The sequence below is a fragment of the Paraburkholderia sp. CNPSo 3272 genome (assembly GCF_024206495.1).
Lineage (GTDB): Bacteria > Pseudomonadota > Gammaproteobacteria > Burkholderiales > Burkholderiaceae > Paraburkholderia.
On sequence record NZ_JAMBPQ010000028.1, the window covers coordinates 77,444 to 90,558 of the forward strand.

10 protein-coding genes and 1 pseudogene are annotated in these 13,115 nt (G+C 65.5%); 5 read left to right on the plus strand and 6 right to left on the minus strand.

Annotated elements, in window-relative coordinates; all coding sequences use genetic code 11:
• Window positions 1-49: 49 nt before the first annotated feature.
• From M3I53_RS27200 to M3I53_RS27210, 3 genes are all read left to right on the plus strand, one after another.
• Window positions 50-880 (plus strand): helix-turn-helix transcriptional regulator, encoded by an 831-nt coding sequence (locus M3I53_RS27200; RefSeq protein WP_254318972.1) that lies wholly within the window; start codon window positions 50-52, stop codon window positions 878-880.
• 139 nt (window positions 881-1,019) lie between these two features.
• Window positions 1,020-2,426, plus strand: a complete 1,407-nt coding sequence (gene argH / locus M3I53_RS27205) for an argininosuccinate lyase (RefSeq protein WP_254318973.1) — start codon at window positions 1,020-1,022, stop codon at window positions 2,424-2,426.
• Between the two features lie 261 nt (window positions 2,427-2,687).
• Window positions 2,688-3,617, plus strand: a complete 930-nt coding sequence (locus tag M3I53_RS27210; protein ID WP_254318974.1) for a bestrophin family protein — start codon at window positions 2,688-2,690, stop codon at window positions 3,615-3,617.
• Window positions 3,618-3,627: 10 nt separating this feature from the next.
• On the opposite strand, the gene M3I53_RS27215 is transcribed toward M3I53_RS27210, so the two are convergent.
• The 5 genes from M3I53_RS27215 to apbC all read right to left on the minus strand — a co-directional run bounded on the left by M3I53_RS27215 (window position 3,628) and on the right by apbC (window position 9,242).
• A complete protein-coding gene (locus M3I53_RS27215) occupies window positions 3,628-4,308 on the minus strand; it encodes a lysozyme inhibitor LprI family protein (protein ID WP_254318981.1) in 681 nt (226 codons plus the stop codon).
• Between the two features lie 62 nt (window positions 4,309-4,370).
• Window positions 4,371-6,650 (minus strand): arginine/lysine/ornithine decarboxylase, encoded by a 2,280-nt coding sequence (locus tag M3I53_RS27220; protein WP_133181865.1) that lies wholly within the window; start codon window positions 6,648-6,650, stop codon window positions 4,371-4,373.
• Window positions 6,651-6,738: 88 nt separating this feature from the next.
• Window positions 6,739-7,308: a dCTP deaminase gene (dcd, locus tag M3I53_RS27225; protein WP_028207739.1), complete on the minus strand. Its 570-nt coding sequence runs from the start codon at window positions 7,306-7,308 to the stop codon at window positions 6,739-6,741.
• A gap of 142 nt (window positions 7,309-7,450) precedes the next feature.
• On the minus strand, window positions 7,451-8,005 hold the full coding sequence (locus tag M3I53_RS27230) for a superoxide dismutase family protein (RefSeq protein ID WP_375542591.1): 555 nt from the start codon (window positions 8,003-8,005) through the stop codon (window positions 7,451-7,453).
• A gap of 148 nt (window positions 8,006-8,153) precedes the next feature.
• Entirely contained in the window at window positions 8,154-9,242 is a 1,089-nt protein-coding gene (apbC, locus tag M3I53_RS27235; protein ID WP_254318975.1) for an iron-sulfur cluster carrier protein ApbC, read from the minus strand.
• Window positions 9,243-9,560: 318 nt separating this feature from the next.
• On the opposite strand from apbC, the gene M3I53_RS27240 reads away from it, so the two are divergent.
• Complete coding sequence (locus M3I53_RS27240; protein WP_254318976.1) at window positions 9,561-10,214, plus strand: OmpA family protein; 654 nt, start codon at window positions 9,561-9,563, stop codon at window positions 10,212-10,214.
• A 460-nt stretch (window positions 10,215-10,674) separates the two neighbouring features.
• Window positions 10,675-12,828: a methionine--tRNA ligase gene (gene metG, locus M3I53_RS27245; protein ID WP_254318977.1), complete on the plus strand. Its 2,154-nt coding sequence runs from the start codon at window positions 10,675-10,677 to the stop codon at window positions 12,826-12,828.
• A 50-nt stretch (window positions 12,829-12,878) separates the two neighbouring features.
• Here metG and M3I53_RS27250 read toward each other — a convergent pair.
• A pseudogene (locus tag M3I53_RS27250) lies at window positions 12,879-13,115 on the minus strand (DDE transposase); the annotation flags it as partial.

The following is a 13,115-nucleotide window of genomic DNA, read 5'->3' on the forward strand; positions in this document are numbered from 1 at the left end:
TACAAGTTAAGCGATTATTCTGGTATCGCTGCCACTAGCCCCACGCCCAATGAGCCTCGACACGCCCTCCCCGGCTTCGCCCGCCGCCGCCGGCAAAACCCTCGACGCGACGCCCGCCCGCGCGCTGGGCGAATTCATCCGCGCCCATCGCGAGCGTCTTGCGCCCGCGGAGGTCGGCCTGCCGCCCGGCCCGCGCCGCCGTACGCCCGGCCTGCGCCGCGAGGAAGTCGCGCAGTTGTGCGGCGTGAGTCCGACCTGGTACACGTGGATCGAGCAGGGCCGCCCCGTTTCCGCTTCGGCTGACGCGCTCGCGCGCATCGCCGTCGCGCTGCGGCTCTCGCGCGCCGAGCGCGCCTATCTGTTCGAGCTGGCCGCGCAGCGCGACCCCGCGGAGCCCGATCCGGCCACCGCCGCAGACGCGCCCGCCACGCTGCTGCAAACGGTGAAACTCGTGGACGCCCCCGCCTACGTGCTCGACCGCCAGTGGACCGCGCTCGCCTGGAACGCGCATGCGGCGGACCTCTTCACGGGCTGGCTCGACGGCGAGCACGACCGCAACCTGCTGCGCTTCACGTTCACCGAGCCGCTCGGGCGCGAGCTGATCGTCGACTGGGAAACGCGCGCGCGGCGCCTGGCCGCCGAGTTTCGCGCCGACTCCATCCGCCACCTGAACGACGCGCCCACGCGCGCGCTGATCGACTCGCTGATCGCCGCGAGCGACGAATTCGCGCGCTTCTGGGCCTCGCAGGACGTGTTCGAGCGCGAGGGAGGCCGGCGCGAGTTCAACCATCCGCGCCACGGCCGCATCGCCTGCGACCAGATCACCTTCAAGCCCGCGCACCGCGAAGATCTCAAACTCGTGGTGCTGGTGCGGCTCTGAGCGGCGCGGGCCGCCTGGCGGCGTTCCGGCGGACCGCCAATGTTAAAATCGAGTTCTTTCCCGCCGTGCTAGACGCAATGCAGCGCAATGCGCCGCGCGGCACGCCTTCTCACCGCTTGCTCGTTCACGCCCCATCACCATGACGTCCCAACTGCACAAAAAAGGCGAAGCCTGGTCGGCTCGTTTCTCCGAACCCATGTCGGAGCTGGTCAAGCGCTACACGTCGTCGGTCTTCTTCGACAAGCGTCTCGCGCTCGTCGATATCGAGGGCTCGCTCGCGCACGCGTCGATGCTGGCTGCGCAGAAGATCATCTCCGCCGACGACCTCGCCGCCATCGAGGGCGGCATGGCGAAGATCAAGGGCGAGATCGAGCGCGGTGAATTCGAGTGGCTGCTCGACCTCGAAGACGTGCACCTGAACATCGAAGCGCGCCTGACCGCCCTGATCGGCGATGCGGGCAAGCGGCTGCACACGGGCCGCTCGCGCAACGACCAGGTCGCGACCGACATCCGCCTATGGCTGCGCGGCGAGATCGACCGCATCGGCGGCCTGCTCGGCGACCTGCGCGGCGCGCTGCTCGACCTGGCCGAACAGCACTCGGGCACGATCATGCCGGGCTTCACGCACCTGCAAGTGGCGCAGCCGGTCACCTTCGGCCATCACCTGCTCGCCTATGTGGAAATGTTCACGCGCGACGCCGAGCGCATGGTGGACTGCCGCAAGCGCGTGAACCGTCTGCCGCTCGGCGCGGCGGCGCTCGCGGGCACGAGCTTTTCCGTAGACCGCTTCGCCGTGGCGAAGACGCTGGGCTTCGACGGAATCTGCGCAAACTCGCTCGACGCCGTTTCCGATCGCGACTTCGCCATCGAATTCACGGCGGCGGCCGCGCTCGTGATGACGCACGTCTCGCGCTTTTCCGAAGAGCTGGTGCTGTGGATGAGCCCGCGCGTGGGCTTCATCGATCTGGCGGACCGCTTCTGCACGGGCTCGTCGATCATGCCGCAGAAGAAGAACCCGGACGTGCCGGAACTCGCGCGCGGCAAGACCGGCCGCGTGAACGGCCATCTCATGGCGCTCCTCACGCTGATGAAGGGCCAGCCGCTCGCCTACAACAAGGACAACCAGGAAGACAAGGAGCCGCTGTTCGACACGGTCGATACCGTTGCGGACACGCTGCGCATCTTCGCGGAGATGGTCGCGGGCATCACGGTCAAGGAGCAGGCGATGCGCGCGGCTGCGCTGCAGGGCTTCTCCACGGCCACGGATCTGGCCGACTACCTCGTCAAGAAGGGCCTGCCGTTCCGCGACGCGCACGAAGCCGTGGCGCACGCGGTGCGGATCTGCGTGGACCGCAACTGCGATCTCGCCGACCTCACGCTCGACGAGATGCGCCGCGAACTGCCGGCCGTCTCGCACCTGCTGACCGAAGACGTGTTCGAAGTGCTGACGCTCGAAGGCTCGGTCTCGGCGCGTAACCATCCGGGCGGCACCGCGCCGGAGCAGGTGCGTGCGGCCATCGCGGCGGCGCGCGCAGCGCTCAAGTAAGCAACTAAGCGCAGCGAAGCGGGCGGAAAACGCCCGCAGTAAAAGCCCAACCGGGCGCGCGACGGACAACGTCGCGCGCCCGGTTTGCTTTGGGCGGCGCACAAGGTGACCATGCCCGTGAGGACACACATGACAGCGCGCTGTACCCGCAGCAAAATGCGGGAAGTGTGCGCCCGGCAGCCGCGCGTCATGGCCTACGATCCCGCGCCATACTGACGACTTGCTCCGTCAGGTTTCGTCTTCGCCCCCAACACCTGCCCCATGATCGTCCGCCCTCACCTCCACTGGTTCCGCATGCTGCTCGCGTGGCGCGGCTCCGTGCTGCCGCAACTTCTGCCGCGCCTCTTCATCGTGCTGGTACTGTCGATCATCGCAGTGGCCGCGCACGATCACATCCTCAAGCTCACGGTCAACCTGAGCACCGTGCCGTTCTCGCTGATCGGCATCGCGCTCGCGGTGTTTCTCGGCTTTCGCAACAGCGCGAGCTACGACCGCTACTGGGAGGGCCGCAAGCTCTGGGGGCAAATGCTCAATGAAACGCGCTCGCTGGTGCGTCAGGCGCTGACGCTTGCGCGCAGCGGCGACGAAGCCGCAACGCGCGAGCGGGCCCTCGAGCTGATGAGTCTGCTCGCTGCGCTGCCGCATGCGCTGCGCCATCAACTGCGCAACACCGACCCGCGCGCCGATCTCGAGTCGCGCCTGGCGCCCGCGCTCTTCGCGCGCGTGATGGCGGCGCGCTACCGCCCGGCCACGCTCCTGCTGTGCGCTTCGGAATGGGTCCAGCGCGAGACGCGCGAAGGCCGCCTCGACGGCTACGCGGTGCTCGCGTTCGAACATAATCTCAATGGCATTTCAGATGTGATCGGCGGGTGCGAGCGCATCGTCTCCACGCCGCTGCCGTTCGCCTATACGGTGATGATTCATCGCACCGTGTACTTCTTCTGCGCGATGCTGCCGTTCGGCCTCGTCGACAGCATCGGCGGTTTGACGCCGATCTTCGCCGTGTTCGTGGCCTACGCGTTCATGGCCCACGAGGCGATCGCCTCGCAGCTCGAAGACCCGTTCGGCACCGAAGACAACGACCTCGCGCTCAACCTGATGTCGACCGGCATCGAGGTCGCGTTGCACGACCTGATGGGCGAGCCGACTGTGCTGCCGGCGCGCGCGCCGGAGCAGTTCATCCTCGACTGAAAGCGCGGCCTCAGTGGTCGTTCACCGTTTCGGCGAGGCGCTTCAAGGTCGCGAGGCGCCCGCCTAGCAGATCGAGCCGCGCATGCTCGTCGATGAGCGGCGTGGTCGCGTCGCGATACGCGCGCCAGTCGCTTTGTGCGCGCGAGACCGTAGGCCGCGCGTGCTTCGGCATGCGCGCATAGAGCTGACGGTAGTAGCGATTGAGGTCGTAGCTCACGTGCTCGCAGCGCGCGTCGGCGCTGCAGGCGCGCACCTTCGGCGCGTCGCCGTCGTACGTCGCCGCCTGGTTGCGCAGCGCGAGCGCGCGCTCGCGCACCGGCTGCAGGCGCATGTCCGCCTCGTAGAGCTGGTAGGTGCTGCCGCTCGTGGTCGCGAACGCGGCGCCGAGCATGGTGTCCTCGGCGTCGCGCCAGGCCACCCACTTCTGCTGGCTCAGTTGCCAGCGCTTTTGCTGCGCGGGCGGCAACTTCGCGAGCAGTTGCGTGAGCGCGTTGTCGGCGGCCTTGCGCCATGCGGTGCGCGCATCGTCCATGCACTGGACCTGCCCGGCCGTCGACGACCGGTCCGCTCGCGCGAGACAGGTGCGCATGGCCGTATCGATCGGATCGGCCGCCGCGACCTCGGCGCGCGCCGCCGGCGCCACGGCGAACAGCACCGTGGCGGCCGAAATCACCGACAGCGTCGAGACCATCACAGCAAAATAACGCGCTAGCCGCGCCGCTGAACCACCCAACATTCCCCTCCCTCGCGCGTTCAGGCGCGCACGCAATCCACGAAATACTCGATGCGGCCGTTGATGGTCTCGCCCACGAGCCCGTGGATGTCGGTGTGGAAGCCCGGGAAGCGCTCGTTGAACTCGCGCGCGAACTTCAGATAATTCACGATCGTCCTGTTGAAGCGCTCGCCAGGAATCAGCAGCGGAATACCCGGCGGGTACGGCGTGAGCAGGATCGACGTGACGCGGCCTTCGAGTTCGTCGACAGGCACGCGATCGATCTCGCGGTGCGCGAGCTTCGCGAATGCGTCGGAAGGCTTCATCGCAGGCTCCATGCTCGAGAGGTACATCTCGGTCGTGAGGCGCGCGATGTCGTTGGCACGGTAGACGCTGTGGATCTGTTGGCACAGGTCGCGCAGGCCCACGCGCTCGTACATCGGATGCTGCGCGACGAATTCCGGCAGCACGCGCCACAGCGGCTGGTTGTTGTCGTAGTCGTCCTTGAACTGCTGAAGCTCGGTCACCATCGAGTTCCAGCGGCCCTTCGTGATGCCGATCGTGAACATGATGAAGAACGAGTACAGACCCGTCTTCTCGACGATGATGCCGTGCTCGGCCAGGTACTTCGTCACGATCGCGGCCGGAATGCCGGTCTCGCCGAATTCGCCGTCCACGTCCAGACCCGGCGTGACAATGGTCGCCTTGATCGGGTCCAGCATATTGAAGCCTTCCGCCAGCGCGCCGAAGCCGTGCCAGTGATCGTTCGGGCGCAGCATCCAGTCTTCGCGCGAGCCGATGCCTTCTTCGGCGAGTTCGTCCGGGCCCCAGACCTGGAAGAACCAGTCGTCGCCATATTCGGCGTCCACCTTGCGCATGGCCCGGCGGAAGTCGAGCGCTTCGGCAATCGACTCTTCCACCAGCGCCGGGCCGCCCGGCGCTTCCATCATCGCGGCGGCCACGTCGCACGACGCGATGATCGCGTACTGCGGCGACGTCGACGTGTGCATCAGATACGCCTCGTTGAAGCGGTGGCGGTCGAACGCGCTGTCTTCCGAGTCCTGCACAACGATCTGCGAGGCCTGCGAGATGCCGGCGAGCAGCTTGTGCGTGGAGTGAGTCGCGAACACCAGTGCCTTGGTGCGCGGACGTCCCGCGCCGATCGCGTGCATGTCCTGGTAGAACTCGTGGAATTCGGCGTGCGGCAGCCACGCTTCGTCGAAGTGCAGCGTGTCGAGCATGTCGCCGAGCAGATCCTTGATCATCTCGACGTTGTAGACCACGCCGTCGTACGTGCTCTGCGTGATCGTGAGAATGCGCGGTTTCACGTTCGGATTCTTCGCGAGCGCCTCACGGGCGAACGGATTCGCCTCGATCTTCTTGCGGATGTTTTCCGGCTTGAACTCGTCGCGCGGAATCGGGCCGATGATGCCGAAGTTGTTGCGCGTCGGCGTGAGGAACACGGGAATCGCGCCCGTCATCGTGATCGCGTGCAGGATCGACTTGTGGCAGTTGCGGTCGACCAGCACGATGTCGCCGGGCGCGACCGTTGCGTGCCAGACGATCTTGTTCGACGTGGACGTGCCGTTGGTCACGAAGAACACGTGGTCCGCGCTGAAGATGCGCGCCGCGTTGCGCTCCGAGGCCGCGACCGGGCCGGTGTGATCGAGCAGCTGGCCGAGTTCCTCGACTGCATTGCAGACGTCGGCGCGCAGCATGTTCTCGCCGAAGAACTGGTGGAACATCTGGCCGAGCGGATTCTTCAGGAACGCGACACCGCCCGAGTGACCCGGGCAGTGCCACGAGTACGAGCCTTCGTCGGCGTACTTCACCAGTTCCTTGAAGAACGGCGGCGCCAGCGCGTCGAGATACACGCGCGCTTCGCGAATCACGTGGCGCGCGACAAACTCCGGCGTGTCCTCGAACATGTGGATGAAGCCGTGCAGTTCGCGCAGGATGTCGTTGGGCAGATGGCGCGAAGTGCGCGTCTCGCCGTACAGGAAAATGGGGATGTCGGCGTTGCGCGTGCGCACCGCTTCCACGAACGCCCGCAGCGCGACGATCGCAGGCGCGTGCTCGGGCGCTTCGCCATCCGTGCCTTCCACGTACGGCAGCAGTTCGTCGTCGTCGATCGAGAGGATGAAGCACGCGGCGCGGCTCGACTGCTGCGCGAACGACGTGAGGTCGCCGTAGCTCGTCAGCCCGAGGACTTCCGCGCCCTCTTTCTCGATGGCTTCGGCGAGCGCGCGGATGCCGGAACCCGAGATGTTCTCGGAGCGAAAGTCTTCGTCGATGATGACGACGGGAAAACGAAACTTCATGGGCGATTCTCCAAAAGAAACGACCGCTGCATATGATGCGCAGCGGTCCCCGTATGTCGTTGAATCCGGTGATGTTGTGCGCTGGAACTCAGGTCTTCGGCAAGGTCACGCCGTGCTGGCCTTGATACTTGCCGCCGCGATCCGCGTACGAGACCTCGCAGATCTCATCGCTTTCGAAGAACAGCACTTGAGCCACCCCTTCGTTCGCGTAGATTTTCGCAGGCAAAGGTGTCGTATTTGAGAATTCGAGCGTGACGTACCCTTCCCACTCGGGCTCGAACGGCGTGACGTTCACGATGATCCCGCAGCGCGCATAGGTCGACTTGCCCAGACACACGGTCAGGACGTTGCGCGGAATGCGGAAATACTCGACCGTGCGCGCGAGCGCGAAGGAATTGGGCGGGATGATACAGACGTCGCCCTTGAAGTCCACGAACGACTTTTCGTCGAAGTTCTTCGGATCGACGATTGTCGAGTTGATGTTCGTGAAGATCTTGAATTCGTCGGCGCAGCGAATGTCGTAGCCGTAGCTCGAGGTGCCGTAGCTCACGATCTTGCGGCCGTCTTCCGACATACGGACCTGATCGCGCACGAACGGCTCGATCATCTTCTGCTCTTCGGCCATGCGCCGGATCCACTTGTCGGACTTGATTGCCATGTTCGCTACTTAACGGGAAATTCGGGTCGGGAAAGCATGCGGACGGCGCCATCGGGCGCGCGCCGCGTGCGAAAGGCGCCTATTTTACGCGATGTGGATCGCCGCGCCTGAACTGCGTTTCACGCCGGCGCCAACGCCGCGCTCACTGGGCGCGTATCAGCCCGCAGGCGAGCGCCGGGCCCGTGCCGCGCTGCGGGTACGCGTAGGGGTCGATGGCGTCCCGGTGCACGATCACCGCACGTTGCAGCACGGAGCGCACACCGTCGAGCGAGACGTCGGGTGCGACGATAAAGCCCGACGCCACGCCGTTCGAATCCGCATGGATATTGCCGAGATCACCTTCCACGCGCGCGCCGGGCCTCAGGCGCTCCGCGGCGGGCGCGAACACGGCGCCGGCGCTCGAGGCGTCGATTGCGTTGCAGTCGCCGCGCTCGTGCACCTGCAATGCGTGATCGCTGTCGGGCTGCAGGCCCGCGAGGTTGTAGCTCACCTGCACGCCGTCCGAGTGTTCGACGAACGAAACCGTGCCGCGCACCTGACTGCCGACGGTGGGCAGCAGCTGTGCGACCGCGCGCTTCTCCTGCTGCCCCATGAAGCTCGTGCAGCCCGCCAGCAGCGCGCAGCCGCAGAGCGTGACGAGGGCGATCATCCAGACGACCTGCGCATTCCCCGCTTGCCTGTCGTTTCCTTTATCCATGCGATCCTCTTGCCGGGCGGCGGCAGCCCCGTTGCTGCCGCCATACCGGACCCGATGAAGCCCACATGATACCGCGCACGCGGCGCGTCGCGCGCCTATCTGTCCCCATGCGCGGGGCGCCGCACGAGCGCTGCGGCCGCACCGGCGCTCAGGTGTTCTGCACGACGATGGTCGGGAACTTCGAGGTCATGTCGCGGGCGCGCTCGGCGATCTGGATCGCCACGCGGCGCGCGATCGCGCGATAGGTTGCCGCCACCGGCCCTTCGGGAGCGGCCGCCACGGTGGGGTTGCCCGAATCGGCCTGCTCGCGGATGGCGATGTCGAGCGGCAGGCTGCCCAGCACTTCCACGCCGTACTCCTTCGCCATGCGCTCGCCGCCGCCCGCGCCGAAAATATGCTCGGCGTGCCCGCAGTTCGAGCAGATGTGCACGGCCATGTTCTCGACGATGCCGAGAATCGGAATGCCTACCTTCTCGAACATCTTGAGGCCCTTCTTCGCGTCGAGCAGCGCGATGTCCTGCGGCGTCGTGACGATCACGGCGCCCGTGACGGGCACGCGCTGCGAGAGCGTGAGCTGGATGTCGCCGGTGCCCGGCGGCATGTCGACCACGAGATAGTCGAGCTCGCGCCAGTTGGTCTGACGCAGCAGCTGCTCGAGCGCGGAAGTGGCCATCGGGCCGCGCCAGACCATCGGGTTGTCCTGCTCGATCAGAAAGCCGATCGAGTTGGCCTGCACGCCGTGGCCTTCGAGCGGATTCATCGACTGGCCGTCGGGCGACTCGGGACGGCCCTCGATGCCGAGCATCATCGGCAGCGAGGGGCCGTAGATGTCCGCGTCCAGCACGCCGACCGAAGCGCCTTCGGCGGCGAGCGCGAGCGCGAGATTTACGGCGGTCGTGCTCTTGCCCACGCCGCCCTTGCCCGAGGCCACGGCGACGATATTCTTCACGTTGGGCAGCAGCTTCACGCCGCGTTGCACCGTGTGCGCGGTAATCTCGCTTCTGACCGCGATGCGGCTCGCCTTCACGCCCGGCACGGCGGCAAGCGCCGCTTCGACCTGCGCGCGCACCGCGTCGAACTGGCTCTTCGCCGGATAGCCGAGCACGATCTCGACGCCAACCGTGTCGCCGTCGACGGTAACGTTGCGCACGCCCTTGGCCGCCGTGTAGGGATGGCCCGTGTTCGGATCCGTCAGGGCCGCGAGCGCGGCGTCGACCAAAGCCCGATCTATGCTCATTGAAACTCCGTGGGGAGAATGCCGGTCTGCGCGAGCGCCGATCCGAGTGAGGACTGATCGCCTACGCGCCGGAAATCGAAAGAAATTGTTAAGCTGCATTGCGCAAAATTGCCCGAAAGGGCACGCTTCGCGGCAGCATCGATTTTGTGTGCCGACCAGGAGGTCTCGAAGCCGCGACCCAGCAGCTTTTCGCCTGGCGGCGCAAACCTCAAGGCGTCATTGTAGTAGCAGCCGCCGCGCACCGTTCGAAGACCCTGCTCGCATGCGGGGCCGCGAACGCCGCGGGCAGCGTCCGTTCCACTCAAGAAAGGAAAGCAAATGAACACAAGAACCCTGACTCGCCTGTCCGTCTTCGCCATCGCCGGCGCGCTCGTCGCCGGCTGCGCGACGCAGCAGGGCACCAACACGGCTGTCGGCACCGGTGTCGGCGCAGGCACGGGCGCGGCGATCGGCGCCATCTTCGGCGGCGGCAAGGGCGCCGCAATCGGCGCAGGCGCCGGCGCACTGGTCGGCGGCATTACCGGCTACAACTGGCAGAACATCCACAACAAGCTCTCGGGCGCCACCAAGGGCACCGGCACGAAGATCACCGAGCAGCCGGACGGCTCGCTCAAGCTCGACATCCCGAGCAATGTGACGTTCGACACCAGCAGCTACGCGATCAAGCCGTCGTTCGCGCCGGTGCTCGACCAGGTCGCGCAGACGCTCCAGCAGAACCCAGAAGTGGTTGCGCAGGTGGTCGGCCATACGGATAACACGGGCTCCGCCGCGTACAACCAGACGCTGTCGGTCAACCGCGCCCAGAGCGTCGTGAACTACCTCGCGTCTCGCGGCATCCAGATGCAGCGCATGGCGGCAGAGGGACGCGGCGATACGCAACCGATCGCCGACAACAACACCGAAGCGGGCCGCGCTGCTAACCGCCGCGTGGAAATGTACCTGCGCGCGACGTCGCAGCACCAAGGCGGCTAAGCCAGCCAGGCGCAGTCACCGGGATGCAGTTGCCCGGGACTGCGCTGTAAAAAGGGCGGCGCATCAACGGGGCGGCAATCATGCTGCCCCGTTTGCATTTCGAGGGGCCCGCGGACGCGTCCCAAACCTTGCCGGACGAGCATCCGACCCTGCTTCAACGCGTTGCAAGAGAATCAAAAAAATTTTCGAACTCTCGGGAAACCGTGCTGTCTGTCTTTACGGTACGTGTGCGGCAGCGCCGCCGCGTCACCATTCTCCTCTTGTCGTTGTTGCTCCGGGGCCAAGCTTGCCCCGGTTTTTTTTGGCCGCGATTTGTGCAACGCAACATAGCCGTTGCCTGAGCAGCCCGCACGCCCTGCGGCTATTTCCAGTAACGAGCGGCCACCGGCCCGCCGAACGGTGGTGCGGCCGCCCTGTTAAAATCGCGCTTTCCCCCCGCAACATCGGACTTCCCTCATTTATGTCAGCACCCGCCACCGACCTCGCAGCAGCCGGCGCGCATGCCAATCAAAGCGGCCGCCGCCAGATTCTCGTTACGTCTGCTCTGCCGTACGCCAACGGTCAGATCCACATCGGCCACCTGGTCGAGTACATCCAGACGGACATCTGGGTTCGCGCGCTGCGAATGCATGGCCACGAGGTCTACTACGTGGGTGCCGACGACACGCACGGCACGCCCGTCATGCTGCGCGCGGAGAAGGAAGGTCTCACGCCGCAGCAGCTGATCGCGCGCGTGTGGCAGGAGCACAAGCGCGATTTCGACAGCTTCGGCGTGTCGTTCGACAATTACTATTCGACGGACTCCGAAGAGAACCGCGTGCTCTCCGAGTCGGTGTATCTGGCGCTCAAGGAAGCGGGTTTCATCGAGACGCGCGACATCGAGCAGGCCTACGACCCGGTCAAGAACATGTTCCTGCCGGACCGCTTCATCAAGGGCGAGTGTCCGAAGTGCGGCGCGAAGGACCAGTATGGAGACAGCTGCGAAGTGTGCGGCTCGACTTACGCGCCCACTGACCTGAAGAATCCGTACTCGGTGGTCTCGGGCGCGACGCCCATCCGCAAGACCTCGACGCACTACTTCTTCCGCCTCTCGGACCCGCGCTGCGAAGACTTCCTGCGCGGCTGGGTGAGCGGCCTCGCGCAACCGGAAGCGACCAACAAGATGCGCGAATGGCTGGGCGAGTCGGGCGAATCGAAGCTCGCCGACTGGGACATCTCGCGCGATGCACCCTACTTCGGCTTCGAGATTCCTGGCGCGCCCGGCAAGTACTTCTACGTGTGGCTCGACGCGCCCGTGGGCTATTACGCGAGCTTCAAGAACCTGTGCGAAAAGCGCGGCCTCGATTTCGAGGCATGGGTGAAGGCCGGCTCGAAGACGGAGCAGTACCACTTCATCGGCAAGGACATCCTGTATTTCCATACGCTGTTCTGGCCGGCCATGCTGCAGTTCTCGGGCCACCGCACGCCCACCAACGTCTTCGCGCACGGCTTTTTGACCGTGGACGGCGCGAAGATGTCGAAGTCGCGCGGCACCTTCATCACGGCGGAAAGCTATGTCACCACGGGCCTGAACCCCGAGTGGCTGCGCTACTACTTCGCCGCGAAGCTCAACAGCACGATGGAAGACCTCGATCTGAACCTCGAGGACTTCCAGGCGCGCGTGAACAGCGACCTGGTCGGCAAGTACATCAACATCGCAAGCCGCGCGGCGGGCTTCCTGATCAAGCGCTTCGAAGGCCGCGTGCAAGATAGCGCGATGAGCCATCCGCTGCTCGAGCAACTGCGCGGCGCGATTGCGCAAATCGCTGCGCACTACGAAGCACGCGAATACAGCCGCGCGCTGCGCCAGACGATGGAACTCGCCGACGCCGTGAACGGTTACGTCGATACGGCCAAGCCGTGGGAGCAGGCCAGGGATCCGGCCAACTCGGCGGCGCTGCACGAGACCTGCAGTGTGAGCCTCGAAGCGTTCCGCCTGCTTTCGCTCGCGCTGAAGCCGGTGCTGCCGACGCTCGCAGAAGGCGTCGAACAGTTCCTCGCGATCGAGCCGCTGACGTGGGCCGATGCAGGCAAGGCGCTTTCGTCGCAACAGCCGATAAACGCGTACAAGCACCTGATGACGCGCGTCGATCCGAAGCAGATCGAAGCGCTGCTCGCCGCCAACCGCGATTCGCTGCAGGCGACCGATGCGCCCGCCGCCGCGGCTGCGGATGCAAACAAGAAGTCGAAGGCTGCCAAGGAAGCGAAGAAGCCGGCCGCCGAGGAGACGCCGGAACTCATTTCCATCGACGACTTCGCGAAGATCGACTTGCGCGTGGCGCTGATCGTCGACTGCAACATCGTCGAAGGGTCGGACAAGCTGCTGCAACTCACGCTCGACGTGGGCGAGGAAAAAACGCGCAACGTGTTCTCGGGCATCCGTTCGGCGTACAAGCCGGAAGACCTCAAGGGCAAGCTCACGGTGATGGTTGCGAACCTCGCGCCGCGCAAGATGAAGTTCGGCATGTCCGAAGGCATGGTGCTCGCGGCTTCCGCCGCCGACGAGAAGGCCGAACCGGGTCTGTACATTCTCGAACCGCATAGCGGCGCTAAGCCGGGCATGCGGGTCAAGTAATACCGTCTCGCCGATATCGTTCAAAACGCCCCTTGCGAGGGTAATGCCGTTCAGTTAAGGTCCTTTTTAAGGACGCGGACGGCATAACGTTTCGGTACAGCCTTCACGGCCCGCTCGAATTTTCGACCGGGCCGTTCTTCTTTGAGGAGTGCAACGAGGCGCTGGCGCAGACGTTGCAGCAGGGCTGGGAGTTTGCCTTGCGCACGGGTGACGGCGGCCCAGTGCAATTCGTACTGGATGACGTGGAAGGCGCGCACGAAGCTGATCTCGGTCGGCTCGCACTTCAC

Coding starts and splice junctions, on each gene's coding strand:
- M3I53_RS27200 (WP_254318972.1), top strand. CDS start 50: ATGAGCCTCGACACGCCCTCCCCGGCTTCGCCCGCCGCCGCCGGCAAA.
- argH (WP_254318973.1), top strand. CDS start 1,020: ATGACGTCCCAACTGCACAAAAAAGGCGAAGCCTGGTCGGCTCGTTTC.
- M3I53_RS27210 (WP_254318974.1), top strand. CDS start 2,688: ATGATCGTCCGCCCTCACCTCCACTGGTTCCGCATGCTGCTCGCGTGG.
- M3I53_RS27215 (WP_254318981.1), bottom strand. CDS start 4,308: ATGGTCTCGACGCTGTCGGTGATTTCGGCCGCCACGGTGCTGTTCGCC.
- M3I53_RS27220 (WP_133181865.1), bottom strand. CDS start 6,650: ATGAAGTTTCGTTTTCCCGTCGTCATCATCGACGAAGACTTTCGCTCC.
- dcd (WP_028207739.1), bottom strand. CDS start 7,308: ATGGCAATCAAGTCCGACAAGTGGATCCGGCGCATGGCCGAAGAGCAG.
- M3I53_RS27230 (WP_375542591.1), bottom strand. CDS start 8,005: ATGGATAAAGGAAACGACAGGCAAGCGGGGAATGCGCAGGTCGTCTGG.
- apbC (WP_254318975.1), bottom strand. CDS start 9,242: ATGAGCATAGATCGGGCTTTGGTCGACGCCGCGCTCGCGGCCCTGACG.
- M3I53_RS27240 (WP_254318976.1), top strand. CDS start 9,561: ATGAACACAAGAACCCTGACTCGCCTGTCCGTCTTCGCCATCGCCGGC.
- metG (WP_254318977.1), top strand. CDS start 10,675: ATGTCAGCACCCGCCACCGACCTCGCAGCAGCCGGCGCGCATGCCAAT.